16 protein-coding genes are annotated in these 25,401 nt (G+C 73.0%); 3 read left to right on the top strand and 13 right to left on the bottom strand.

The features are described from left to right. Positions 1–13 precede the first annotated feature (13 nt). The 8 genes from AB0C59_RS19980 to AB0C59_RS19945 form a co-directional block, all read right to left on the bottom strand. Positions 14–6,457: a type I polyketide synthase gene (locus tag AB0C59_RS19980; protein ID WP_363006300.1), complete on the bottom strand. Its 6,444-nt coding sequence runs from the start codon at positions 6,455–6,457 to the stop codon at positions 14–16. Positions 6,458–6,512: 55 nt separating this feature from the next. After that, on the bottom strand, positions 6,513–7,826 hold the full coding sequence (locus AB0C59_RS19975) for a beta-ketoacyl synthase N-terminal-like domain-containing protein (RefSeq protein WP_363006298.1): 1,314 nt from the start codon (positions 7,824–7,826) through the stop codon (positions 6,513–6,515). A 39-nt stretch (positions 7,827–7,865) separates the two neighbouring features. Continuing rightward, positions 7,866–8,075, bottom strand: coding sequence for a DUF5988 family protein (locus tag AB0C59_RS19970; protein WP_363006296.1), 210 nt, complete (start codon positions 8,073–8,075; stop codon positions 7,866–7,868). A 403-nt stretch (positions 8,076–8,478) separates the two neighbouring features. Then, positions 8,479–9,525 (bottom strand): Gfo/Idh/MocA family oxidoreductase, encoded by a 1,047-nt coding sequence (locus AB0C59_RS19965; RefSeq protein ID WP_363006294.1) that lies wholly within the window; start codon positions 9,523–9,525, stop codon positions 8,479–8,481. A gap of 42 nt (positions 9,526–9,567) precedes the next feature. Then, positions 9,568–9,891: a plasmid stabilization protein gene (locus AB0C59_RS19960; RefSeq protein ID WP_363006292.1), complete on the bottom strand. Its 324-nt coding sequence runs from the start codon at positions 9,889–9,891 to the stop codon at positions 9,568–9,570. Between the two features lie 176 nt (positions 9,892–10,067). Then, the gene (gene gap / locus AB0C59_RS19955) at positions 10,068–11,066 is read right to left on the bottom strand and encodes a type I glyceraldehyde-3-phosphate dehydrogenase (RefSeq protein ID WP_363006290.1); all 999 of its coding nucleotides are present in this window, start codon (positions 11,064–11,066) and stop codon (positions 10,068–10,070) included. A gap of 129 nt (positions 11,067–11,195) precedes the next feature. Next, positions 11,196–12,164, bottom strand: a complete 969-nt coding sequence (locus AB0C59_RS19950; protein WP_363006288.1) for a helix-turn-helix domain-containing protein — start codon at positions 12,162–12,164, stop codon at positions 11,196–11,198. A gap of 36 nt (positions 12,165–12,200) precedes the next feature. Further along, positions 12,201–12,557 carry a helix-turn-helix domain-containing protein gene (locus tag AB0C59_RS19945; protein ID WP_363006286.1) on the bottom strand — a complete coding sequence of 119 codons (357 nt, stop codon included), beginning with the start codon at positions 12,555–12,557 and terminating at the stop codon, positions 12,201–12,203. 116 nt (positions 12,558–12,673) lie between these two features. Between AB0C59_RS19945 and AB0C59_RS19940 the strand changes: the two genes are divergently transcribed. Continuing rightward, entirely contained in the window at positions 12,674–13,060 is a 387-nt protein-coding gene (locus AB0C59_RS19940; RefSeq protein WP_363006284.1) for a nuclear transport factor 2 family protein, read from the top strand. A gap of 39 nt (positions 13,061–13,099) precedes the next feature. On the opposite strand, the gene AB0C59_RS19935 is transcribed toward AB0C59_RS19940, so the two are convergent. From AB0C59_RS19935 to AB0C59_RS19925, 3 genes are all read right to left on the bottom strand, one after another. Next, on the bottom strand, positions 13,100–14,239 hold the full coding sequence (locus AB0C59_RS19935) for an extracellular solute-binding protein (protein WP_363006282.1): 1,140 nt from the start codon (positions 14,237–14,239) through the stop codon (positions 13,100–13,102). Positions 14,240–14,333: 94 nt separating this feature from the next. Then, the gene (locus AB0C59_RS19930) at positions 14,334–17,015 is read right to left on the bottom strand and encodes a SpoIIE family protein phosphatase (protein WP_363006280.1); all 2,682 of its coding nucleotides are present in this window, start codon (positions 17,013–17,015) and stop codon (positions 14,334–14,336) included. Between the two features lie 242 nt (positions 17,016–17,257). Then, on the bottom strand, positions 17,258–21,139 hold the full coding sequence (locus AB0C59_RS19925) for a hypothetical protein (RefSeq protein ID WP_363006278.1): 3,882 nt from the start codon (positions 21,137–21,139) through the stop codon (positions 17,258–17,260). Between the two features lie 258 nt (positions 21,140–21,397). On the opposite strand from AB0C59_RS19925, the gene AB0C59_RS19920 reads away from it, so the two are divergent. Next, positions 21,398–22,306 (top strand): aminoglycoside phosphotransferase family protein, encoded by a 909-nt coding sequence (locus AB0C59_RS19920; protein ID WP_363006276.1) that lies wholly within the window; start codon positions 21,398–21,400, stop codon positions 22,304–22,306. A 360-nt stretch (positions 22,307–22,666) separates the two neighbouring features. Further along, entirely contained in the window at positions 22,667–23,929 is a 1,263-nt protein-coding gene (locus AB0C59_RS19915; protein WP_363006274.1) for a glycoside hydrolase family 3 N-terminal domain-containing protein, read from the top strand. A 62-nt stretch (positions 23,930–23,991) separates the two neighbouring features. Here the strand turns inward: AB0C59_RS19915 and AB0C59_RS19910 are convergent, their stop codons facing one another. Continuing rightward, the gene (locus AB0C59_RS19910; protein ID WP_363006272.1) at positions 23,992–24,309 is read right to left on the bottom strand and encodes a hypothetical protein; all 318 of its coding nucleotides are present in this window, start codon (positions 24,307–24,309) and stop codon (positions 23,992–23,994) included. A 71-nt stretch (positions 24,310–24,380) separates the two neighbouring features. Beyond that, a complete protein-coding gene (locus AB0C59_RS19905; RefSeq protein ID WP_363006270.1) occupies positions 24,381–25,319 on the bottom strand; it encodes a 5'-nucleotidase in 939 nt (312 codons plus the stop codon). Between the last annotated feature and the right edge of the window lie 82 nt (positions 25,320–25,401).

Below are 25,401 nucleotides of genomic sequence, written 5' to 3'. Positions count from 1 at the left end.
CGTGCGCGGGAGGTCAGACGTCCAGTCCCATCTTCTGGGCCAGGCTGGTGGCCAGCGCGGCGATGGTGGGGTGTTTCCAGACGAAGTCGCCCGGGAGCCTGATGCCGAGCCCCGCCTGGAGCCGGGTGCTCAGCTCCATGGACAGCAGCGAGTCGAACCCGAGGCTGCGCAGGGTCGTCTGCGGATCCAGGCGTGTCCTGCCGGACTGCAGCACGGTGGCCATCTCCTCGGCGAGATAGCCCTCCAGGGCCGATCGCCTGGTGTTCGGCGAGTCCAGCGCCGTGAGACGGTCGCGGATCCCGGCCCCGGGGCCGGCGGCCTCGCCGTCGGCGGGTGCGGGTTCCCCGGTGTCCTGTCCGGCCAGCAGCCCGGAGAAGAACGGGCTGGTGCGGACGTGGGGCAGGATCCAGCTCGCCGGAGGCCCGGGCAGCACGCCGGTGACCGTGCGCCGGTGGCTGAGCAGTGCCTCCAGCGCGCGCAGCCCGTCCTCGGTGGGGATGGTCTCGTAGCCGCGTCCGGCGAAGTCGGTGGCGACGCCGGTCTGGCCCCAGGGCCCCCAGTCGACGGCCAGGGTCGGCAGCCCCTGGGCGGTACGCCAGGCGGCGAAGGCGTCCAGCCAGGCGTTGGCGGCGGCGTAGGCGCCCTGGCCCGGGTTGCCCAGCAGCGAGGCCATGGAGGAGTAGAACACCAGCCAGTCGGGGGTGTGCTGCCCGGCCAGGGCCTCGTGCAGCCGCCAGGCCGCGGTGACCTTGGGCCGCCAGACGCGTTCGAGCTGATCGTCGGTGATGTTCGTGACGACGGCGTCGTCCAGGACCATGGCCGAGTGGATCACGCCCCGCAGCGGCAGTCCGTCGGCCGTGGCCGCCGCCACGAGGCGTTCGGCCACGCCCGGCTGGGACACGTCGCCCAGTTCGACGGTGATGTGGGCGCCGGCGGCCCGCAGCCGGTCCAGTCGGGCTCGGGCGCTTCCGCTCGGTGGTCTGCGGCCGTTGAGCACGAGATGTCCCGCGCCCTGTTCGGCGAGGCGGACCGCGGTGGCCAGGCCGACGCCCCGCAGGCCGCCGGTGACGACGTAGGCGCCGTCGGGGTGGAACGGCGACGGGGGCCTGGCGTGCGCGGCGGCCTCGCGGCCCGTGTCGGGCACGGTCAGGACGAGTTTGCCGATGTGCCCGGCCCCCGCCATCAGCCGGAAGGCCTCCGTGGCCCGGACGAGAGGGAACTCCCTGACCGGCAGCGGCGGCAGACGGCCCGCCGTGAACAGGTCCATGACCTCGCCCAGCAGGTCCCGGAAGACCGTCGGGCGCCCCAGCCGCAGTTCCCTGAGGTCGACCGCGCTGAAGGTGACGTTGTGGCGGAACGGGGCGAGCCCCAGGGGCATGTCGGCGATGATGTCGCGGACGCCGAGCTCGACGAACCGCCCGAAGGGGCCGAGCGCCTCGATCCCGACCCGGATCGCCGCACCGGAGAGCGAGTTGAGCACGACGTCGACACCTCGGCCTCCCGTCGCCTCCCGCACCTGGTCACCGAAGTCGAGGGAGCGGGAGTCCATGACGTGCTCGATGCCCATGCCGCGCAGGTAGCCGCGCTTCTCCTCGTTCCCGGCCGTGGCCAGCACCTCGGCTCCCAGGTACCGGGCGACGGCGACGGCGGCCAGCCCCGTGCCGCCGGTCGCGGAGTGGATGAGGACGCGTTCGCCCTCGGTGATGTGGGCGACGTGGCGCAGCGCGTACCAGGCGGTGAGGTACGCCGTCGGTATCCCCGCGGCGGCGGTCGCGTCCAGGCCCGGCGGAAGGGGCACGACGGTGTCCGCGGCGACCGTGGTGAAGGAGGCGAAGGCGCCGCCTTCGAGATCCGCGGCCACGACGGTGTCCCCCACGCGCACGTGCCCGACGCCCGGGCCGACGGCGGTCACTACTCCCGTGCACTCGAAGCCGATGCGGTCGGTGGAGCCGAGGAGCCCCATGACGGTGAGGACGTCGCGGAAGTTCACCCCGGCCGCGCCCACGCGCACCTCCACCTCGTCGCGGCCGGGAGGTCTGCGCTCGCCCGCCACCAGGTGCAGGGAGCCGAGGTCTCCGCCGCGGGCCGCGCGCAGCTGGAAGCGGTCCACGCCGTAGCGCACGGTACGGGCCGTGGCGGCGGCGCGTTCGGTGTCCGTGAGCGGCGCGCCGACCAGCCGTGCCCGGCGCAGGTCCGTGCCTCTGACGGCCAGCTCGTCCCCGGTGTCCGGGCCGAGCAGCAGTCGTGCGCCGCGCCGCAGTTCGTCCTCGGACGGTCCCACGTCGATGAGCACCGGGCGGAGGGCGGGGTGTTCGTGGGCGAGGACGCGGACCAGGCCCCGGACCGGTCCCTGGCCCGGGTCCTCGCTCTCGCCGGGTCCGGCGGCGCGGGCGCCGCGGGTCAGGACGAACAGGCGGGGCACGTCGTCGCGGGCCGCGAGGGTCTGCACGACGCCCAGCAGCCGCCGGGTGCGCGCCAGGGCGGATCCGGAGGGGTCATTGCCCAGGGTGCCGGGTCCGGCCGCCGGGTCGGGGGGCTCGTCGTGGGTGGTGGGGCGTGTCGGGGGCCGGCCGGGGGCGCACAGATAGGCCACCGCGTCCAACGGCCCGGCCAGTTCCTCTCGCGACGACAGCCGGGAGCGCAGCTCGGCGAGGCCGGGCCGGCCTTCGGGAAGCACCAGGGTCCGGGCGCGGGCGCCCGCCGCGCTCAGCGCCCCGGCGAGTGTCTCCGGGTGCGCGCCGGGCTCGGCCACCACCAGGATGTCGCCGGGCGCCGCCCGGGCGGTCCTCGGGGCGGGCAGGACGGGGGGCTGCGCGGTCTGCCAGTCGACGGCGTAGAACCAGCGGTCCACCTCGGTGGCGCTGTCGGCCTCACGCCAGACGAGGCGCAGGCCGCGGACCGCGAGGACCGTCCGTCCGTCCTCGGTCAGCAGCCGGACGTCGGCGGTGGCGCCGCCCGGCCCGTCCCGGGTGATCTCGGCGTGCCCGTGGGTGGCGTCGGCCGGGTCGCCGTACAGTCGCAGCGACCGCATCCCGGTGGGCAGGACGGCACCGCCCGACGCGCCGTCACGGACGAGCGAGGCCACCGCGAGCTGGGCGCACAGGTCCACGAGGACGGGATGGACGCACAGGGCGCCGGGGGTGGGCCCGGCCGCGTCGGGCAGGACCGTCCGGCCCCAGACGCTGTCCCCTTCGGGTGTCAGGTGCAGGTCGGTGATGCCCGCGAACGCGGCTCCGTGGTGCAGGCCGCGTGCGCGCAGGCGCTCGTACAGGGTGGCGGCGGGCAGGGGTACGGGGTGGCGCAGCGCCAGGGTGGCCGGCAGCTCGGGGGCGGGCTCGGGCGCGGGCGCGCCGGATCGCAGGGTGGCGCCGGCGTGCAGTACCCACCGGCCGGCGTCGTCGTCGCCCTCGTCGCCGGTGGGCGCGAAGACCTGGCAGCGGGCGCGGTCCGGTGCGACGGGGTCGGCGCTCGTGGTGATCTCGGTGCGGTCGCCCAGGCAGAGCAGTTCGTCGAAGGCCACGTCGGTGACCTCGACCTCGTTCGGCGGTACCTGGTACAGCTCGCAGGCCGCGGTCAGGGCGAGGGCGCAGTAGGCGGCTCCGGGCAGCACCACCGTGTCGTTGACCCTGTGGTCGGCCAGCCAGGGCTGGGTGCCCGTCCCCGTCTCGCCGCTCCAGGTGTGCCGCACGGGGCGGCCCGGTACCGTGCCGCGCGTTCCCGGCAGGGACGTGTGCGGGCCGCTCGCGTGCGCCGCGGGGCGGCTCGTGCAGGGCGCCGTGTCCTCGCCCACGGGCTCCTCGTCCGGTTCGGTCCAGTGGTGGCGGCGGTCGAACAGGGTGGTGGGCACGTCCACGAGGTGCCCGTCCGGGTACAGCGCGGCCCAGTGCACGTCGACGCCCGCGCAGTGCAGGGCGGCCAACTGGGTCCGGAAGGTGGCCTGTTCGTCCTCCCCTCGGCGCAGCGTGGGCAGCACGACGGGTGCCTCGGCGAGCGGGCCGAGGCAGGCGGTGAGGGGCCGGGTGACGACCGGGTTCGGGGACACCTCGACGAAGACGGTGTGCCGGTCCTCGGCCGCCGCGCGGACGGCGCCCGCGAACCGCACGGGGCGGCGCAGGTTGTCGCACCAGTAGGCGGCGTCGAAGCCGGGCACGGCGCGGGGGTCCTCCAGCACCGTGGTGTAGAACGGCAGGGTCGGCTGGCGGGGCGTCAACTCGGTCAGGGAGGCGGCCAGTTCGCCCAGCAGGGGGTCCATCTGGGGCGAGTGCGAGGCGACGTCCACGGCGATCATCCGGGCGGGCACACCGCGTGCCTCCCACCGCGCGACCAGGCCTTCCACCAGGTTCGGGGTTCCGGAGACCACGGTGGACCCGGGAGCGGCGAGGACCGCGACGGAGACCGAACCGGTGGCGCCGGCGGCCTCGACGTCCGCCTCCGCCTCGTCCCGGCCCAGGGCCACGCTCGCCATGGCGCCCGCACCCGCTGTCCGGGCCAGCAGCGCGGAGCGCCGGCAGATCACCCGTACCGCGTCGTGCGGGGACAGCGCGCCGGCCACGACGGCGGCGGCGACCTCTCCCATCGAGTGGCCGACGACCCCGGCGGGTTCGACCCCGTAGGCGCGCCAGGTGGCCGCCAGGGCGCTCTGCACGGCGAACAGCACGGGCTGCACATACGCGCAGTCGGTCACCTCGCGGCCCTCGCGCACGATGTCCAGTACGGAGAATCCGGCCTCGGCGGCGATCAGTTGGTCGATCTCGGACAGGGCCGCGGCGAAGGCGGGCTCCTTGGCGAGGAACTCGCGGGCCATTCCCGGCCATTGGGAGCCCTGTCCGGAGAACACCCACACGGGGCGCCGGTCGGCCCCGGCGGGTACCGCGCCGGCCGTCACCTGCGGCGAGGCCTGCCCCTCGGCGTAGGACCGCAGCGCGCCGACGAGGGCCGGGCGTGAGGAGGCCACGACGCCGAGGCGTCCTCGTCCGGCCGGGCGGCGCAGCGCGAGGGTGTGGGCGACATCGCCGAGCGCCGCGTTCGCGCCGTCGTCCTCCAGCCAGTCGGCGAGCCGCCGGGCCGCCGCGGGCAGCGCCTCGGCGGAGCCCGCCGGTATCAGCAGGACGTGCGGCTGGGGGCGTCCCGTGGAGCGTTCCCCGCGGGTGCGGCGGGGCAGCCGCAGGAGCGGCGCCTGCTCCAGCAGCACATGGGCGTTGGTGCCCGAGAAGCCGAACGAGGAGACGGCCGCGAGCCGTGTCGCGGACCGTGTGGGCCAGTCGGTGAGCCGGTCCGGCACGAACAGGCGCGTCCGGTCGGCGTCGATGGCCGGATTCCAGCGGGTGAAGTGCAGACTGGGCGGGACGACGCCCTGGCGGAGGCTGAGCACCGCCTTGATGAGCCCGGTGACTCCGGCGGCGGGTTCCAGGTGGCCGAGGTTGGTCTTGACCGAGCCCAGCGCGCAGCGGTCACGGCCCGTGCCGTAGACGTCGGCGAGGCTGCTGAACTCCACCGGGTCGCCGACCGGGGTGCCCGTGCCGTGCGCCTCGATCATGCCCACGTCGCCGGGGTCGACCCCGGCGTGGTCGAGGGCCCGGCGCAGCAGCGCCCGCTGGGCGGCCGCGGACGGTGCGGCCAGGCCGTCCGAGCGGCCGTCCTGGTTGACGGCGGATCCTCTGACCACGGCGAGCACCCGGTCGCCGTCGCGGACGGCGTCGGTGAGGCGCTTGAGGACGACGACGGCGCATCCCTCACCGCGCACGAAGCCGTCGGCCGCCGCGTCGAACGCGTGGCAGCGTGCCGTCGGCGACAGCATGCCCATCCGCTGGAACGAGCGTGTCGTGCGGGAGGCGAGCATCAGCGTGACACCGCCGGCGAGGGCGAGGTCGCACTCCTGGCTGCGGAGAGCCTGCGCGGCCAGGTGCAGGGCGACCAGGGAGGACGAGCAGGCCGTGTCGAGGGCCACCGAAGGCCCCTGGAGTCCGAGCAGGTAGGAGATGCGTCCGGGCGCCACGCAGTGGCCGTTCGTCAGGACCGCCCCTTCCAGTTCCTTGGGGTGCCCGGCCAGGCGGTCCATGTAGTCGGTGTAGCTCAGTCCGGTGAACACTCCCGTCGGCGTGCCCGCGAGGCCGTCCGGGGGCAGGCCGGCGTGCTCCAGTGCCTCCCAGGACACCTCGAGGAGCAGTCGGTGCTGCGGGTCGAGGATGTCCGCCTCACGTCCCGACACCCCGAAGAAATCGGCGTCGAATCCGGCGATGTCTCTCAGCCAGCCGCCCTGCCGGGGCGGCGCCGCCCCCTTCGACCGCCCGGTGTCCCGGCGGCCGGGAGGTGGGTCCGTGACCGCGTCACGCCCCGCGGCCAGCAACCGCCACAGGGCGGCGGGCGAGTCGGTGTCGCCGGGCAGCCGGCAGCCCATGCCGATGACGGCGACGCTCTCGCGGCCCGGACGCGTGGTCCCGCGCATGTTCTGTTCCACGGTTCTCTCCTCTTCCTGACGTCGTTGTGCGTGCGTTCCCGGCGGTGCGCGGAGGTCAGACGGCGTCCGGACTGCCCACGAGGATCACGCTCTTCGTTCCACCGATCTGGTAGTTGCAGGTCAGCGCGTAGTCGAAGTCGAGCGGGCGGCCGCTCGTCCCCGGGACGGGGTCGAAGGGGAGTCCTTCGGCGGGCTCCTCGCAGTTCGCCGTCGGGCAGACCAGGTGCCGCTGCATCATGAGCAGACTGAGCGCCACGCCGACGCAGCCCGCGGGGGCGCCGTTGTGGCCGAAGCAGGCCTCCTGCGAGGTCACCAACACGCCGCTGTCGGGTCCGTACAGTCGCCGGATCGCGTTCGCCTCGAAGGCGGTGACGACCACGTCGCCGTCGCTGCCACCGTGCACGTAGGGCACCTGCGCGAGGTCCCAGCGGTCCCCCAGGGACAGCCGTACGGCGTCCACCAGGGAGGATCCGCTGTCGTCGCTGGCCAGGGGGTTGGTCAGGCCGTCGCGGGTCATGGCGTGGGCCAGTACCCGCCCATGGGCGCGCGCGCCGCGCGCGTCGGCGTGTGCGCGGGACTCCAGGATGAGCGTGGCCGCGCCCTCGCCGTGGTTGACGCAGTCCGCGCGGCGGTCGTAGGGGCGCATCAACCGGTCGAATGACGGCAGGAGTTCCGGCATCCCCTCGACCCTGACGGTGTCGTACGCCCCCTGGGCGGAGCGCAGCAACCGCTGGACGTTGAGGATGACGTCCAGGCCGAAGAGGTCCACGCCGGACACGACGGCCAGGTCGACCACACCGTCGCTGACGAGTCGGCGGGCGTTGCCCAACTGCACGGCGGAGGAGGCGCATCCGCAGGACACGGTGAAGCAGGGGCCGGTGGACCGCAGGAGGGCTCCCTGCACCAGGGAGACGTCGGACGGGGTCAGCCCCTGCTGCCCCCGCACGAAGATCTCCATGGCCTCCTCGGGGCTGGTGGTCAGCGGATCCGCCGTCAGGACCGCCATGTACGGCTCGACGTTGGCGTCCACGCCGCCGCGCCCGGCCAGCACGGCTGCCCGGGTCAGGTCGCCCGCGCGGAAGTCGAGTCCGGCGTCCGCGCACGCCTCCACCAGGGACACCAGGCCGAATCTGTGGGCGTTGGTGTAGTGCCGGGAGAAGGTGGGCGGAACATCCGGCAGGCGTGTGTCGAACATGCTCCGCGACAGATCGACGGCACCGTAGTAGACATCGTCGTGGGCGAGGCAGGATCTCCCCTGCGACGCCACTTCCCAGACGTCGTCCGCGGTGAACACGGGTCGGCTGCCGCCCGGCAGGCAGAAGCCCATTCCGGTCACCATGACGTCCGTCGGGGACACTCCTGTGCGCATACTTCCTCCTTCTTGTGTCGTGTGCTTGAATCCACGGGGTCATTCCGCGTAGCGGGTGTGACAGGACCACTGGTAGACCGGCATGGGACCCGCTCCGATGTCGCTGAACTCGCCGGTGAATTCGTAGTGGTCATAGCCGTCGCGGTATTCGAGTTTGACCGGAGCGCCCACTCCCCCGGGTGGCGCGAACACCACCTGCGGAGCATCACTCGGGCCGCCTTTGAGCAGCACGAGGCCGACGGAGGACATGGGTGCACCACCTCTCACTCACCGAGGGGCCGGACAAACCGGCCAGGATATCCACGGTTTGAGGAATCCGAAGGGCGCAACAAAGCTATCCGCCGTAAAGGGCCGAAAGAAACGGGGCACTGGGGCACGAAAAGAGCGCGCGCTCGTCGAGCAATTCTCTGACGCTAATCGGCGCACAGTGGGGCGACCCTCGGGACGGGGGGTACTCCGGCGCGCGCCCCAGGTCGGCGGCGCCCGGCGGGAAGGAGATACGATTCAGCCGCCCTTGGCGGGAGAATTCGCAGTCGCCAAATCGTTTCCTCGAAGACCTGCCCGACGGGCCAGTTGTCTTTTCACCGGGAATGCCGGACGGAAAACGCCGGTGCCCCTGCGGGCCGGCGGGCCGTTCCCGGGCGGACCGCCCTCATCGGGCGGGGCCCTGGTTTCCCTTCCCGCCACGTGGCGGCAACCCGCAGGCGCGGTAGATGTCGTCGAGGACGCCCATCGTCGCGACGGCGTCCCGGGCGGAGGTGAGCACCGGTGCGCCGTCGAGTGCCGCCGCGGCGAACGCCGCCAACTGGCACGCGTAGCTCGACGGCCTGCGCGGGACCCGCTCGGCGCGCACCGAGCGTCTTCCTGGGCCCCGGAGCGTACGAACCGTCAACCGGTGGTGGAACTGGGGCATCACGAAGTTGGTCACCTTCATCTCGCCCTCCGTCCCCACCACACGGGCCCGGACGGACAGCAGTCGGCGCGACCACATCGAGGCACGGACGCGCCCCGTCGCGCCGCCCGGGAAGGCGAGTTCGGCGGACATGGCACGGTCGACGCGCGGATCCCGGCGCAGCGTCAGCATCGTCGCCGAGGTCACCGACGGCTCTCCGGGGCCCAGCAGCCGGGCGACGTGCACCGCGTAGCAGCCGGCGTCCATCGTCGCGCCGCCCGCCAGCCCGTAGTCGTAGCGGATGTCGCCGAATCGGGGCAGGGGGAAGCACAGGTCGGCCTCGACGCGGCGCGGTTCGCCCAGCTCCCCGCTCGTGGCGATCTCGCGCATGCGCTCGGCGAGGGGGTGGTGGCGGTAGTGGAACGCCTCCATCGCGACCAGTCCGTCGCGTGCGAGGGCGGCGTCGGCGGCGTCCGCCACCCGCTCGGCCTCGGCCCGGTTGGCGGTGAACGGCTTCTCGCACAGGACGTGTTTGCCGGCCGCGAGGGCCTTCAGCGTCCACTCGGCGTGCAGCCCGTTGGGCAGCGGCACGTACACGGCGTCCACCCGGGGGTCGGCGAGCAGCGCGTCATAGCCGGTGTGCACGACGGGAATGCCGTGGGTGCGTGCGAACGCCTGCGCGCGCGTACGGTCGCGGGCCGCGACGGCGGTCACGGCGACGCGCGGGGTCCGCCGCGCCGGTCCGATCAGCGCGGCCGGTGCGACGCCGGCCGCACCGAGCAGCCCGATCCTGAGCTCTGAGGGCACGGGCAGCAGTGTGCCAGGCGTGCCCCCGGCGCAGAAGCCGTGTCAGCGTTCCAGTGCCCTCTTGAGGTCGGCCTTGTTCATGTGCGAGCGGCCTTCGACGTGGCGCCGCCGGGCCTCGGCGTAGAGCTGGTCGTACGTCGGCCCCTGGGCGCCCTCGCCCGAGCGCCTGCCGCCGCGCTCGCCGGAGGACATGTCGTCCAGGGAGCTGCGGCTCGCCGTCCTCGACTCGCCCGCGCGGGCGCGTTCCTTGTTGACCGTGCGCGCGGCGATCTCCTCCGCCCGCTGCTCGCTCTCGCCGCGCTCCAGGGCGCTGTCCTTGATGTGCTCGTACTGCCGCTCGCGTTTGCGGCTGAACCCCGCGGGCATCGGGCTCACCTCACTTCGTGCCGGACCCCTGCCGTGTACCCCGCGCGCCGGGAACATCACGGCGCGGCGGTGCGGGCAGGACGGCCATCGACATGCTCACCGTGCGGTACGCCAAGGAGCCCGACGGCATCCGGATCGATGCCGCCGGGCTCCTGCCCTGGTGGGAGGGTCGGTGCTCAGCCCGCGGCGAGGAGCTCCAGCGTGTCGATCACCCGGTTGGAGAAGCCCCACTCGTTGTCGTACCAGGCGACCACCTTCACATGGCGCCCGTCGACCCGGGTGAGGTCGGAGTCGAAGATGGAGGACGCCGGGTTGCCGGTGATGTCGGAGGACACGAGCGGGTCCTCCGAGTACTCCAGGACACCGGCCAGGGGCCCCTCGGCGGCCGCGCGGTACGCCGCGAGCACGTCCTCGCGGGTCACCTCGCGGGCGACGGTCGTGTTGAGCTCGACGATCGAGCCGACCGGGACCGGTACCCGGATCGAGTCGCCGGACAGCTTGCCGTCCAGGCCCGGCAGCACGAGGCCGATCGCCTTGGCCGCGCCGGTCGTGGTCGGGACGATGTTGACACCGGCGGCGCGGGCGCGGCGGGCGTCGCGGTGCGGGCCGTCCTGGAGGTTCTGCTCCTGGGTGTAGGCGTGCACCGTCGTCATGAAGCCGTGCTCGATGCCGGCGAGTTCGTCCAGCACCGCGGCCAGCGGCGCGAGGGCGTTGGTGGTGCAGGAGGCGTTCGAGACCACGGTGTGCACGGCCGGGTCGTACGCGTCGGTGTTGACACCGAACGCGAGGGTGACGTCCGCGCCGTCCGACGGGGCGCTGACCAGCACCTTCCTGGCGCCCGCGTCCAGGTGCGCGCGGGCCGCCTTCGCCGAGGTGAAGCGGCCGGTGGACTCGAGCACGATGTCGACGCCGAGGTCGGCCCAGGGCAGCTGGGACGGCTCACGCTCGGCGAGCACCTTGATGCGCCGGCCGTCGACCACGAGGGTGTCCCCGTCGACGGTCACCGGGCGGCCGAGGCGGCCCGCCGTCGAGTCGTAGGCGAGCAGGCGCGCGAGTCCGGCGGGCTCGGTGAGGTCGTTGACCGCGACCACCTCGAGATCGCTGTCGCGTTCGAGGAGCGCGCGCAGCACATTGCGTCCGATGCGGCCGAATCCGTTGATGGCGATGCGAGTCATGAAGAGCGTCCTTTCGGTTCGCCACCAAGATTCACCGGTGCCGCGGGGGCGGGGCAGTGGCGCGAGCGCCACGGTTCGCAAGGATCACGCCACGGGGTGCGTCGCACGGCCCCGGACGCCGCGCGGGGGCTATTCGCCCTGGGTGAAGGTGCGCCGGTAGTCGCTGGGGCTGGTGCCGAGGATGCGCTGGAAGTGCAGTCGGAGATTGGCGCCGGTGCCCAGCCCGACATCGGCGGCGATCTGCTCCACGCTGCGCTCGGAGCGCTCCAGGAGTGCGCGCGCGAGGTCGATGCGGGCGCGCATGACCCACTGCATCGGCGTGTAGCCGGTGTCCTCCACGAACCGCCGGGAGAACGTGCGGGGCGACACCGCCGCGTGCCGGGCGAGCACGTCCAGGGTGAGGGGTTCGCCGAGCCGGTGCAGCGCCCACTCACGGGTGGCCGCGAACCGCTCCCCGAGCGGCTCGGGCACGCTGCGCGGCACGTACTGCGCCTGGCCGCCGCTGCGGTAGGGGGCGGCCACCAGGCGGCGGGCCGCGTGGTTGGAGGCGGCCACCCCGAGGTCGCCGCGCAGGATGTGCAGGCACAGGTCGATGCCGGAGGCGGCGCCGGCCGAGGTCAGGACGCTGCCCTCGTCCACGAACAGCACGTTCTCGTCCACCCGCACGAGCGGATGCCGTGCCGCGAGGGCCGCCGTGTAGTGCCAGTGCGTCGTGGCCCGCTTGCCGTCCAGCAGCCCGGTGGCCGCGAGCGCGAAGGCGCCGGTGGAGATGGCGGCGAGCCGTGCGCCCCGGTCGTGGGCCGCGAAGAGCGCGTCCACGACGGGCCGCGGGGGGTCCTCGCGGTCCGGGGAGCGGTAGCCGGGGATGAAGACGATGTCCGCCCAGGCGAGCGCGTCCAGGCCGTGGGCGACGTGGTACGACAGCCCGTCGCCGCCGGTCACGAGCCCGGGGGCCGCACCGCACACGCGGACCTCGTACGGCATGCTCGCCCGGGTCGTGAAGACCTGTGCGGGGATGCCGACGTCGAGCGGCTTCGCGCCGTCGAGCACGAGGACGGCGACGCGGTGCAGGCGGGCGGCGGGCGCGGGGAACGGCATGGTGAGAGGCCAGGCGGTGGTCGGGGGCGGTGGGCGTCAGGCGGTCGGGGCGTGCGGCGCGGTCCCGATGCCGGGGTCGCGCTCGGCCGCCGCCAGGACGTGGTCGAGGAGGCCGGGGAAGCGCCGGTCGAGATCCTCGCGGCGCAGGCTCAGCATCAGCCGCCGTCCGTCGCGGCGCTGGTGGACGACTCCGCCCTCCCGCAGGACCCGCCAGTGGTGGCTCGCCGTGGACTTGGCGACCTCCGGGAGCAGGTCCCCGCAGGCGATCTCCTCCCCGGTCGGGTGGCGTGCGGCGAGCCGGTGCACCACCAGCAGGCGCACGGGGTGCGCCAGGGCCTCCAGCACCTCGGTGAGGCGGATGTCCTCGGTGCGCGGGGTTCTCAACGTGCTCACAGTTCGATGGTACTCGAACTTTGACGTGGAGCGGCGGGCGGTCTACCGTGAGCGACGTCGCGAACAGTTCGCGAACATACGAACAATCTGATCCGCCCGGACCGAGGAGCATCCCCATGACCGATCACCACGACAGGCAGCGCGTGGGCGAGGCCTTCCACACCGCGCTCACCCGGGCCGACTGGGACGGGATCCGCGCCCTTCTGCACGACGACGCGGTCTGGGTCCTGCCCGGCGACAACACGGTCTCCGGCCGGGTCGAGGGCGCCGACGCCATCGTGGAGCGGGCCCGCAGGATCGCCGGCTACGGGCTGTCCTTCGAGCTGCTCCACATCCTGGTCAGCGCGCACAACGTGGCGCTCTCGCTGCACAACACCGCCCGCCGGGGGGACGTGGTGCTGGACGAGCACCTCGCCACCGTCTGCGCCCTGAGGGACGGCAGGGTGGAGTCCATCGAGACCTACCTCTCCGACGTCGACGGCATGAACGCCTTCTTCGTGTGACGTCCCTCCGTATGACGTCCGGACGCCGCCGTCCGGACGTCAGCCCGACACGGCTCTCGGCCAGCCCTTGACGACGGTCGCCCACGCCTTGTTCAACTGCGCGTCCGTGGGGAACTGCGGCGTTCCCTCCACGGCCGGCAGTCGTGCCGCGGCCGCCAGGTCGAGGGTGCCGGCGGCCTTCATGGCGTCCAGGAGCACGGGGCGGGCGTAGCCGAGCAGGCGGAGGTTCTGGCCCTCGGCGCTGAAGAGGTACTCCTGCCACAGGCGCGCCGCCGCCGGGTGCGGGGCGTTCTTGCTGACCGCCTGCGCGTAGTACTGGGCGTAGCTCCCGTCGAAGGGGATCGCGGTCCGCCAGTCCACCCGGCGGTCGCGCAGCTGCTGCCCGTACGCGAGGTTGAGGTAGTCCCAGTTCACGCTGACGGGCGTACGGCCGTCGGCGACCGTCTCCATGGTGGACGCCAGGGGGTTGAAGTTGCCCTTCCTGGCGAGGTCGGCGAAGAAGTCCAGGCCCGGCTGGATGTCGTCGAAGGACCCGTTGTTCGCCAGTGCCGCCGCGAAGACGCCGGAGAAGGCGGCCTCGGAGCGGGCCGGGTCGCCCTCGAGCGCGACCCGGCCCGCGTAGACGGGCTTGAGCAGGTCGCTGAAGGTCTCCGGGCACGGCTTGACGCGCCGTGCGTCGCAGCCGATCGAGATGTAGCCCCCGTAGTTGTTGTACCAGTGCGCGTCGGTGTCCTTCTGCTCCGCGGGGATCGAGTCGTAGGGGAGGACCTTGTAGCGCGCGAGCAGGTCCTGCCGCGCGGCCGCCCGCGCGAACGTGTCGCCCACGTCGATCACGTCGGGGGCGTCGGGGCGGTGGCCCCGCTCCTTGACGGCGTTGATCTCGTCCTCGCTGTGGCCGTCCGGGTTCTCGACCCTGACCCGGATGCCGTACTTCTTCTCGAAGCCGCTGATCAGGCCGCCGTAGTTGGCCCAGTCACGGGGAAGCGCGATCGCGGTCAGCGCGCCCTCCCGCCGCGCGGCGGTGACCAGCGCGGACATCCCGCCCGCGTCCTTGGCCGAGGTGGCCTTCGAGGGGGGCTCGGTCGGGGCGGCCGAAGGGCTCCCGCAGGCCCCGGCGCCCAGTGCCACCAGGACGAGGCAGCCGAGTACGGCCGCTGCTCGGGCACGGGGTGCGCTCACGTCGGCTCCAGCGAGTGGGATACGAGTCAAGGGGCCGCCGAGGCCAGCGTACCCGGGCACCCGGTGCGGGGGCCGGTGACGGCGCGCGCTCGGCTCACGGCCCGACGTCGTCCCACTGGTCCAGCAGGGCCTCCCCGAGGACGTCCGACTCGGGGGCGGTGCCCGCGTGGAGGGACTGCTCGGCCCAGATGACCTTTCCGGTCGGGGTGTAGCGGGTTCCCCAGCGTTCGGCGAGCCGGGCCACCAGGAAGAGTCCTCGCCCGCCCTCGTCGGTGACGCGCGCGCGGCGCAGCCGGGGCGAGGTGCTGCTGGCGTCGGAGACCTCGAAGATCAGGCAACGATCGCGGATCACCCGGACGCCGATGGGTTCGCTGCCGTAGCGGATGGCGTTGGTGATCAGCTCGCTCAGGATGAGTTCGGCGGTGAAGGCGGCGTCGCCCACGCCCCACTCCGCCAGCCGGCGGGCGCACGCGGAGCGCACCCGGGCCACCGCCGCCGGGTCCCGGGGAACCTGCCACTGGGCGACCTGGGCCTCGGGGAGCCGCCGGGTGCGGGCCACCAGGAGCGCGATGTCGTCCCGGGGCCGGGTGGGCAGCATGGCTTCGAGCACCGCCGTGCAGGTCTCCTCGGGGGTGCGCCGCCCCGCCGCGGACGCGGCGAGGGCGGCGCGCAGGGCCGCCAGACCCGCGTCCAGGTCGCGGTCCTCGAACAGGCCGTCGGTGTAGAGCACCAGTTCGGAGTCTTCGGGCACGGTCAGCTCGGCGGACTCGAAGGGCATGCCGGCGCCCAGACCCAGCGGTGGGGCGATGGGCAGCTGGGGGAAGTCCACGGTGCCGTCGGGCCGGACGACGGCCGGGCCCGGATGGCCCGCGGTGGCGATGGTCAGCCGCCCCTGGACGGGATCGTAGACGCCGTACTGGCAGGTCGCGCCCGTGACCATCCCCTGCCCGTCCCCCTCGGCCGCGCCCTCCTCCGCGTCGATCTCGGCCACCAGCTCGTCCAGTCGGCCCAGCAGTTCCTCGGGGGGCATGTCCAGGCCGGAGAAGTTGTGCACCGCCGTGCGCAGTCTGCCCATGGTCGCCGCGGCGTGCAGCCCGTGCCCGACAACGTCGCCGACCACCAGCGCCACCCGGGCGCCGGACAGCGGGAGGACGTCGAACCAGTCGCCGCCGACACCGGCCTGGGCCGGCAGATAGCGGTAGGCCACCTCCAGAGCGGACTGCTCGGGCACCCCGCGGGGCAGCAGACTGTGCTGGAGGGCGACGGCCGTGCTGTGCTCGCGGGTGTAGCGGCGCGCGTTGTCGATGCACACGGCCGCCCGGGCGGCGAGTTCCTCGGCGCAGGAGACGTCCTCGTCGTCGAACGGCGGGGAGCCCTCCACCCGCCAGAAGTCGGCGATGCCGAGCAGCACCCCGCGCGCCCGCAGGGGCACCACCAGGAGCGAGTGCACGCCCAGTTCCCGCATCCGCTCGACGCGCCCGGCGTCCGGGGTGCGCCAGCCGTCGAACGCGGCCGGGTCGGTCACCAGGACCGCCGGCCCCTCGGAGAGTTCGGCGCACACGGGGCTGGTGACGACGAACGGGATCAGCCCGACGGGGTGGTCCGGGCGGGTCTCGGGCGCTCCCTGGACCGCGACGAGCCGCATCGGGGCCGGGGCGGCGGGCGACTCCTCGCCGCGCAGCACCGGCTCCAGCAGCTCGACGGTGACGGCGTCGGCGAACCGCGGCACGACGACGTCCGCCAGTTCCCCGGCGGTGCGTTCCACGTCCAGGGTGGTGCCGATGCGCGCCCCGGCGTCGTAGAGCAGCTTCAGCCGTTCGCGTGCGACCTCCGCCCTGCCGGACAGGGCGCGCAGCTCGGTGGTGTCGCGCAGGGTGATCACACTGCCGTCCGGGCCGTGGGGTCCGGTGAGCCGCTTGTTGACCGCGAGGAGCCGCTCGCCGGCCGGATGCACCTCGTCGGTGGCCGGGCGGTCGGAGGCCAGCAAGCGGACGAGGTTGTCCTCCAGGCCCAGCTCCGCGGCGCGGCGCCCCTCCGCGTCCGCCGGAAGGTCCAGCAGCCGCCGTGCCTCGTCGTTGGCGAGCACCAGGACGCCGTCGGCCCCGAGGATGAGCACTCCCTCCCGCACGGTGTGCAGGACCGCGTCGTGGTGCTCGTACATCCGGGTCATCTCGGCCGGCCCCAGTCCATGGGTCTGGCGCCGCAGCCGGCGGCTCACCAGGCCGGCGCCGCCCGCGGCGATCACGAGCGCGCCGGCGGCACCGCCGAACAGGACGGCCACCTGCTGGTTGAGCGTGTGCTGCACCTTCTCCACCGTGACGGGCGCGGAGACGATGGCGACCACCGACCCGTCGGGCGCCCTGACGGGGACCGCGGAGACCACGGAGAGACCGAGGGTTCCCTGGAAGGTCCGAGTGAACGCCTTGCCGTCGGCCGCCTCCCCGTAGGGACCGATGACGTGTTTGCCGATCTGGTTCGGGTCGCTGTTGGTGAGCGCGATCCCGTCCAGCGCGTAGACGATGACGGCGTCCACCCCGGCGGCCTTGCGCGCGCGTTCGGCGTACGGCTGGAGCACCGAGGTGGGGTCGGAACTCCTCAGCGCCTCCACGATGCCCGGGGAGTTCGCGAACGCCTGGGCCGCGGCGAGCGTGCGGTGCCGGGCGTCCGCCATGCTGTCACGCCCGGCCTGCACCACGAGGGCCGCCACCGCCGCGGCCACGAGCAGGACGACGACCGCCAGTTGCAGCAGGAACACCTGGCCGGCGAGGCTGCGCACCCACGGCAGGGAGCGCGGACCCCGTTCCGGCCCCTTCGCCCTCGAAGGATCAGGCACATGGGGCGATCTGCCACTGAATCGCCCTGAAGCTCCGCGCATACCCCCTTTCTATCCTTGCCGGACGCCGATCACGGGGAGTCGGGGGCGTGCCGCGACGCCGGGAACGCGCACGGGCCCTCGCACACACGCGGGTCCCGCCCTCATCGGATGAGGGCGGGACCCGGCGTCCGGTCCGTCCGCCGCTACCAGCGGTGGCCCTTCGAAGACTTCGAGTGCTTCGAGTGCTTCGAGTGCTTGGACGGCTTGGAGGGCTTGGACGGCTTCGAGGGCTTGGGGGTCTTCACCCTCGCGCTGGACACGGCCGTCACGGCGGGCCCGGTGGGGGGTGTGCCGGTGGCCTCGGCGGTGTTCTCCACCGATCGGGCACGGGCGTCCGAGGAGGTGATCCGGTAGACGGCCGTGCAGGTCATCGACGCGCCCGGGTCGAGCGTCGCGCGGGGGCAGGAGATCCTCGGCGAGCCTCCGGTCCCGGTGAACCGGGTCTCGGTCACCTTGACGTCCGTCAGCGGCACGTCGCCGGTGTTCGTGACCACGAAGCGGTACGTGATCCGCCCGCCGTCATGGCCGCCACCACCGCCGCCGCCGGCGCGCCACTTGTCCAGCGAGCCGGTCTTGTCCAGGGTGATGCCGGCGGCGTAGACGTGCGTCACGGTCGTCGTGGCGGTGGAGGTCGAGGTGACCGTCGCCCCGGTCGGGGGATCACCGGCGGCCCGCGCGGTGTCGGAGATCTCCGGCCGGCTCAGGTCGGACTGCGTGACGGTGTACTCCCCGGTGCAGAGCATCGACACCCCGGGCGCCAGCACCGTCTGCGGGCACGACACCTCGGGGGCCGGCCCGGTGCCGGTGAACTCCACCTCCCCGACGCTCACATGGGACATCGTCACATTGCCGGTGTTGGTGACCTGGTAGGTGTAGGAGATGTGCTGACCGGCGGCGGTGACCGTGCCGGGCACGGCCGTCTTGAGCAGCGTCAGGGACGGGTTCACCCGGGGGGTGAAGGTGCTCGTCGACTGGCTGGTGACGGGGGTGCCGCCGGGCGGGGTACCGGTGGCGCGGGCGGTGTTGGTGATCAGGCCCGCGTCGGTGTCCGCCTGGGTCACGACGTACTGCGCCGTGCAGGTCGTCGAGTCGCCCGGGGCCAGGCTGGTGCGGGGGCAGGAGATCTCGGGCGGTGTGCCGCTGCCGGAGAACGCGATGTCGCTGACGCCCACCTCGCCCAGGGTCACGTTTCCGTCGTTGTGGACCAGGAAGGAGTAGGTCAGCACCTCGCCGACCCGGAAGTCGCCGCCGTCGCCGACCACCGTCTTGACCACGGTCAGGTTCGCCGACTCCTGCGCCGTCACGGTCTGCCCCGAGGTCGCCGACACGGCGGGCCCGGACGGCGGAGTGCCGGTGGCGCGCGCGGTGTTGGTGATCTCGCCGGTGTCGACGTCGGCCTGCGTCACGGAGTAGAGCGCCGTGCAGGTCATCGACCCGCCGGGGGGCAGGGACGACGCGGGGCAGGAGATCTGCGGCGCGGTGCCGGTGCCGGAGAACGCCGTCTCCGCCACCGCGACGCCGGACAGCGTCACGTTGCCGGTGTTCGTGACCGCGAAGGAGTACGACACCTGCTGGCCCGCGGCGGTGACCGTGGCGGGCGACGCGGTCTTGGTGAGGGCGATGCCCGACTCCTGGCGTGCCGTCACCGACGCGTCGGCGGTCGCGCTCACCGCGCCGCCGCCGGCGGCCGTCGCCGTGGCGCGGGCCGCGTTGGTGACCTGGCCGGCGTCCATGTCCGCCTGGGTGACGGTGTAGGTGGCGGTGCAGGTGACCGTCTCGCCGACGGGGAGCGCCGTGCTCGGGCAGGTGATCGCGGGGGGTGTCCCGGACCCGCTGAAGTCGGTGTCCTCGACGTCCAGACCCCTCAGCGTCACGTTGCCGGTGTTCGTCACCTGGTAGCCGTAGGAGACCTCCTGGCCCGCCGCCGTCACCACGGCCGGGGTCGCGGTCTTCAGCAGCGAGAGCGCGGGGTTCCTCGCGGGGGTGAACCGCGCCGACGCCTCGTTGGACTCGGTCGCCGTCCCGCTCGGGGGCGTCCCGGTGGCCACGGCGGTGTTGGTGATCAGACCGGCGTCCACGTCGGCCTGGGTCACGACGTACTGCCCCGTGCAGGTCATCGACTCGTCGGGCGCGAGCGTGTCCTCCGGGCAGGAGATCTCGGGCGGGGTGCCCGATCCCGAGAACGCGGTGTCGGCGACGTCCACGTGGTTCAGCGTGACGTTGCCGGTGTTGTGGACCAGGAAGGAGTAGGTCAGCACCTCGCCGACCCGGAAGTCACCGCCGTCACCGACCACCGTCTTCGCCAGCGACAGGCTCGGGCTCTGCTGTGCCGTCACCGTCTGGCTCGACGTCGCCGAGACCGCCGGACCGGACGGCGGAGTGCCGGTGGCCCGCGCGGTGTTGGTGATCCGGCCCGCGTTCACGTCGGCCTGGGTCGTGCGGTAGTCGGCCGTGCAGGTCATGGACCCGCCGGGGGCGAGCGACGACGCCGGACAGGAGATGTCGGGCCTGGTGCCGCTCCCGGAGAACGCCGTCTCCGCCACGGCGATGCCGGTCAGTGTCACGTTGCCGGGGTTGGTCACCACGAACGTGTAGGAGACGTCCTGTCCCGCCGCCGACACCTGGGTCGGGGAGGCGGACTTGTCCAGGGTGATCGCCGGAGCCGCGGCGACCGGCGTGTTGGTGAACGTGCACACGATGCGCGGGCTGTTGCGGCCGGCTTCGGTGCGCGGGAAGTTCAGCTCGAACGAGGTGGCGGAACCCGAGGTGACGGGGGCGTCCTCGTTGGCCGTGTCCACGCAGGCGTAGTCCGTGGTGTAGTCGCCGAGGTCGCCCCCGGCCACGGCGGTCTCGGACAGGTGGTACGTCGTGTCGGCCACGCCCACGACCGGTCCCGCCACCTGGGACTGCACCCCGGTGCTGTCGCCGGTGGTGGTCGCGCTGGTACCGGACTGGTCGCCCGCGCCCGCGATGGCCAGGTGGAACTGGTCATGGGAGTCGGTCGACGTCTCGAAGCGCCCCACGATGTTCTTCTGCAGGACGAGCGAGGGGTTGGTCGAGCAGGCACCGAGGTCCACGGAGGTGAACGTCGTGTCCGACAGCAGCTTCGGCTGGGCGATCAGGGCACCGGTGTTCGGGTTGACCGCCTGCAGATAGGTCTGGCTGGAGTTCGGATCGCTGAACTCGATGAACAGCTCGCCGTCGTTGCTGAAGGCGATCCCGTTGTACTGGCGCTGCTGGGGGTTGGCGATGGTGGTCAGCCGCTTCATCTGCAGCTGCGCGCCCGTCTGCGAACCGGTGGTAGGCAGGGGCCCCTGGACGACGCCGATGGCGGCGTTGTCGGCGCCGTTGGCGGAGGTCACGACGTACAGGTTGCCGGAGCCGTCGAAGGCGATGTCGCCGTTGGCGCTGGCCCTGCTGGTGATGGGCATGTCGAAGCGGGCGATGACGCCCGGGATCGCCTGCTTGGTCACCGTGTTGAAACCGTAGACCGTGACCTGGCCCGGGGTGGTGGCCGTGCCGCTGCCGAGCACGGCGTAGTAGTAGATCCGGGAGGCCGGGTCGATCGCGCCGGCGACGACGACCACGCCGCTTCCGGGAGTCGTGCCCGCGTACTGCGTCCAGGTTCCGGTGCTCGCGTCGTAGCCGTGCACCACGATCGAGGACGCCGAACCCGTCCTGTTCACGAGGAACGCGCCTTCTCCGCCCGGTAGCACGCCCAGGGCGTTGGTCTGACCGCCCTGCGGGATCTTGCTGACCACGGTCGCCGTCACGGTCGGCGAATCCGTCTGCAGGGTGTGCGTGTTGAGCGCGAGCAGGGTGCCGTCCGCGGACGCGTTGGCTCCGTTCTGCAGGGCGTAGATGGTGTCGCCGGTGCACTCCAGCGGCGCGGCGGCCCTCTCGCGCGCCGCGGGCACGGAGGTGGCGCCGGCGGCGGGGGCGAAGGACGACGGGACGGCCCCGGCGCCCGTCGGGCTCGCGAGGAGCAGCGCACCGAAGCCGACGGACAGCCAGCGTTGCGACAATCGGACTGCACGCATCCTTGCGGGGACGCGTCTGGATCCCCCAGGGGATCGGACGAACGGCATACGGAAATCTCCCGAGATCGCGCGGTTCACATCGAACGCAGCCAATTCACCACAGACGACGATCGATCACCGGATCACCGCAACCGCGACACCACGGAATGGCGCCAAATGCCATTCCTACGGCGCACAGGACGCACCGAGGCCCGCACCCCTGCCGGTTGACGTCCCTCCGCGCCCGATGATCGGATGTCGATCATGAGTGACGACACGGAGCCTTCCGGGGCGGACGGTCTGGACGACGTCCTGGTAAGGGAGTTGATTGCCCGTCAGTTTCCTCGCTGGCAGGGGTTGGCCGTACGGCACCTGCCCTCCGGCGGCACGGTCAATGCCATGTACCGACTGGGCGATGACATGGTTGTCCGACTGCCACGTACGCGGGGCGGGGCGGACGACGTGCCGCTGGAGCACGAGTGGCTCCCGCGCCTGGCCCCCCATCTGCCCACGCCCGTACCCGAGTTGCTCGGAGCCGGGGAACCGGCCCTCGGGTACCCGTGGGCGTGGTCGGTCTACCGGTGGCTGCCGGGCGGACACCCGGCGGAGGGCGCCGTGACGGCGCCCGTGCCGCTGGCCCGGGATCTGGCCGCCTTCGTGGCGGCGATGCGGAGCATCACGCTGCCGGGCGCGCCGACGGCGCACCGGGGCGGACCCGTCGCCTCCCTGGACGCCGAGACCCGTGAGGCGATCGGCCTGCTGCGTGACATCCCGGCGGAGGGCGTCGACTGCGATGCCGTGACCGCCGTGTGGGAGGAGACGCTGTGTGCCCCGGAGTGGGACGGGCCGCCGGTGTGGCTGCACGCCGACCTGATGCCGGGCAACCTGCTGGTGGACGACCGGGGCGCACTGGCCTCGGTCATCGACTTCGGATGTGCGGGCGTGGGCGATCCCGCCTGCGATCTGTTCCCGGCGTGGAACCTGCTGCCCGCCGACGCCAGGGAGGTCTTCCGCGAGACGCTCGCCGTGGACGACGCCACCTGGATCCGGGGCCGGGGCCGCACGCTCTCGCAGGCGCTGATCGCGCTGCCGTACCACCGCGGGACGAATCCCGCGATGGCACACAACGCGCGCCATGTGATCCGCACCGTGCTGGACGAGGCCGCGGCCTGACGCGGTGACGCCCAGCAGGTCTCCGCTCTCCTGCCGGGTGTGCCCGGCGTCCCGGGCCTGCCCCACGCACAGCCGGAGCGCCTGCCCGGGTCGGCGGGGAGTCCCGCACCGTATGGACGAGTGCCCACCCCTCGGTGGTGCACCCCGGCACGGTCTGTGCAAGGCTCATGTCGACGTCCCAGGGCGGCCGGCGTGCGACAGACCCGGTCCGAGCGCGGCCGGCGGCCACCGGGCCCCCGGCGCGGTTCCCGACATCCGCGTGCCGCGCCCCGCCGCCCGGCTCCCCATGAACGCGACCGGCTCCCGTGTCCGTATCCACCGGGCGGACCGGGAAGCTCCGAAGGGCAGGAGGAACAATCGATGAAGGCACGTGCACGACGGCGCCGGAGCCTGCGCTCCACGACCCTGCGGACCGCGGCCCCCCTGGTCACCCTGATGCTGGCCGCCACCGCCTGCGGCGAAGGATCCTCGCACGGCGGCGGCACCTCCCGACCGGCCACCACCAGCCCCAGCGCCGCGAGTTCCGTTCCCAGCCGCAGCGGAGCCGCCTCCTCCACGGTCCCCGCCGCCGCCAGTTGCACCGACCGGTACTTCTCCGGCATGACCACCGCCCAGCGCGTGGGACAGCTGATCATGGGCGGCATATCCGCGGCCAAGCCCGACCAGGCCCAGATACGCACGCTGCGGGACAACCACGTCGGCTCGATCATGCTCACCGGACGCAGCAACGCCGGTGTGACGGCCACCAGGAAGGTGGTCGACGGGGTCCAGGGCCAGGCGGACAAGGTCGGCGGCAAGCGCGTCGGCATGCTCGTCTCCACCGACCAGGAGGGCGGCCAGGTCCAGGTCCTCAACGGGCCCGGGTTCTCGGCCATGCCCAACGGGCTGACCCAGGGCGGCTGGTCGACCGCGACCCTGCAGAGCCGGGCCGCCGGGTGGGCGGCGCAGCTCAAGGCCGCCGGACTCAACCTCAACCTGGCGCCGATCGCCGACGTGGTCCCGGCGAGCCTGGGCACCCGCAACCGCCCGATCGGCGCCTTCTCCCGCGAGTTCGGCCACACACCCGACACCGTGGCCGCGCACAGCAACGCCTTCGCCGCGGGCTTCAGGCAGTCGGGCGTGATGACCACGCTCAAGCACTTCCCCGGGCTCGGCAACGTGATCGGCAACACCGACGTCACCGCGAACGTGGTCGACTCCGTGACCACGGCGAACAGCCCCGACCTCATGCCCTTCCGCAGCGGCATCCAGGCCGGTTCGCCCTTCGTGATGGTCTCGTCGGCCACCTACTCCAAGATCGACCCCAAGCACATCGCGGCCTTCTCACCGACGGTGATCGGCCAACTGCTGCGCAACCAGCTCGGTTTCAAGGGCGTGGTCATCTCCGACGACATCGGGCAGGCGGTCGCGCTGAAGGCCTTCACCCCGGCGCAGCGGGCGGTGAACTTCCTCGCGGCGGGCGGGAACCTGATCCTCACCGTCAACCCGAGCGTCGTGGCCGCCATGACCCAGGCCGTCCAGGCCAAGATGAAGCAGGACCCCTCCTTCGCGGCCAAGGTGAACGACAGCGTGCACCGCGTCCTGGACGCCAAGCGCACCGCCGGTCAGCTCATGTGCGGTTGACGGGGGCCCGACGCGGGGACCGCTCCCCGCGTCGGCACCGCCGCACCGGCCGCGACCGGACGTCAGAGGTCGGAGTCGATGCCGGTGATCACCGCGGGGCCCAGGGGAGCGGTGGACTCGTCCAGTCCCGCCGCCCGCAGGGCCCCGTCCGCGAGGTGCTTGGCGCCCTGCTCCGCGTGGGGTCCGCTGTCCGCCTCGACGGTGAGACGGATCGTGAACGTGTTGTCGTCGTTGACGGTGAGGACGTCGAGATCCTCCTCCGCGCCCATCTGGGTGCGGTGCGGATCGGCCGGGCGCAGGGCCCTGGCCAGGTCGGCCCTGGTGCCGGCCCCGACGGTGCCGGTGAACGTGCCGGGCACGGAGATCACGTACGTCGTCATGGCGGTCCTTCCCTCGGATATCTGCCCACGTACCCCGTCAGCGGCGCCGCGCACATGATCGGCCGGGCTGTTCAGGTCAGCCGCTGGTTGAGCCTGCCGAACGGGACGTGGACGCTGGGAGTGGTGCGGGAGGTGCCCTCCAGATGGGTCACCTGGTCGTCGAAGAAGATGTGCGGATCGAGGACCCCCATGACGGCGCCCTTGTCGATGCCGCCGAGGAAGAAGGCGTCGTTCACGGTCAGCCCCCACTTCTTGAGGCTGGTCACCGGCCTCTCGTGCGCCGGGGCGTTACGGGCCGTGACGATGGAGACATGGACGCGGGGCCGGTAGCCCGGATCGCTCCTGCGGCGTTCCTCCTCGCGGCGCTGGATCCGGTTGACTCCGGCGAGGAAGTCGCGCAGCGGCCCGGGATCGTGCGGGGTCTCGGCGTGGCGGGCCTCGTGGGCACGGAACTCCTCCAGGCCGTCGCTCTGGTAGATCTGCTCCGAGGCGTCGCCCGCGAGGACCCCGTCGAAGTCGAAGGCGATGCGCAGGTCCTGATCGGCGAGATCGTCCGCGTGCGAGGAGCCCAGGACGTGCCCCGCAGGCCGCCCGGCGCTCACGGCCTCCCTGACGTCGTCCTCGTTGGCGGACAGGAACAGGGACATGTTCAGCGCGGGCATGAACGGGTGGGGCGAGCGGCCCTGCATGAAGATGGCCCGGCTGATCGGCAGGCCGTGCGTCTGGATGGAGCGCATGACGCGAAGGCCCGTGTCGGGGTCGTTGCGCGAGAGGATGATCACCTCGACGAGCGGGTCGCCGGGCTCACCGAGGTCGTTCAGCGCCAGCAGACGGCGTATGAAGGAGAACGCGACCCCCGGGCGCAGCGTCCGGCTCACATGCTCTTCCTGGTGGGCCCGGTACGCCTCCTCGCCGTGCTCGCGGAACACCTCGTCGGATTCGCTCAGGTCGAACAGAGCGCTGGAGGCGACGCCGACGACGAGTCGGTCCGCGAGTTCGTACGGTGGCATCGACAGGCCCTCTTGCTGGTAGGACGGTGGCGCTCCCCCATCATGGCAGCCCGCTCTCGCCCGGCCGCCGTCCAGGGAGGAC

This window comes from Streptomyces sp. NPDC048664 (assembly GCF_040650555.1).
Classification (GTDB): Bacteria; Actinomycetota; Actinomycetes; order Streptomycetales; family Streptomycetaceae; genus Streptomyces.
Note: the sequence above shows the minus strand (reverse complement) of the source record. Positions and strands in the feature narration are given on the sequence as shown.

Excerpts from the sequence above, each read along its gene's own strand:
- AB0C59_RS19970 (WP_363006296.1), bottom strand. The coding sequence starts at position 8,075 with ATGTCCTCCGTCGGCCTCGTGCTGCTCAAAGGCGGCCCGAGTGATGCT.
- AB0C59_RS19960 (WP_363006292.1), bottom strand. The coding sequence starts at position 9,891 with ATGCCCGCGGGGTTCAGCCGCAAACGCGAGCGGCAGTACGAGCACATC.
- AB0C59_RS19940 (WP_363006284.1), top strand. The coding sequence starts at position 12,674 with ATGACCGATCACCACGACAGGCAGCGCGTGGGCGAGGCCTTCCACACC.
- AB0C59_RS19920 (WP_363006276.1), top strand. The coding sequence starts at position 21,398 with ATGAGTGACGACACGGAGCCTTCCGGGGCGGACGGTCTGGACGACGTC.
- AB0C59_RS19975 (WP_363006298.1), bottom strand. The coding sequence starts at position 7,826 with ATGCGCACAGGAGTGTCCCCGACGGACGTCATGGTGACCGGAATGGGC.
- AB0C59_RS19910 (WP_363006272.1), bottom strand. The coding sequence starts at position 24,309 with ATGACGACGTACGTGATCTCCGTGCCCGGCACGTTCACCGGCACCGTC.
- AB0C59_RS19915 (WP_363006274.1), top strand. The coding sequence starts at position 22,667 with ATGAAGGCACGTGCACGACGGCGCCGGAGCCTGCGCTCCACGACCCTG.
- AB0C59_RS19905 (WP_363006270.1), bottom strand. The coding sequence starts at position 25,319 with ATGCCACCGTACGAACTCGCGGACCGACTCGTCGTCGGCGTCGCCTCC.
- gap (WP_363006290.1), bottom strand. The coding sequence starts at position 11,066 with ATGACTCGCATCGCCATCAACGGATTCGGCCGCATCGGACGCAATGTG.
- AB0C59_RS19950 (WP_363006288.1), bottom strand. The coding sequence starts at position 12,164 with ATGCCGTTCCCCGCGCCCGCCGCCCGCCTGCACCGCGTCGCCGTCCTC.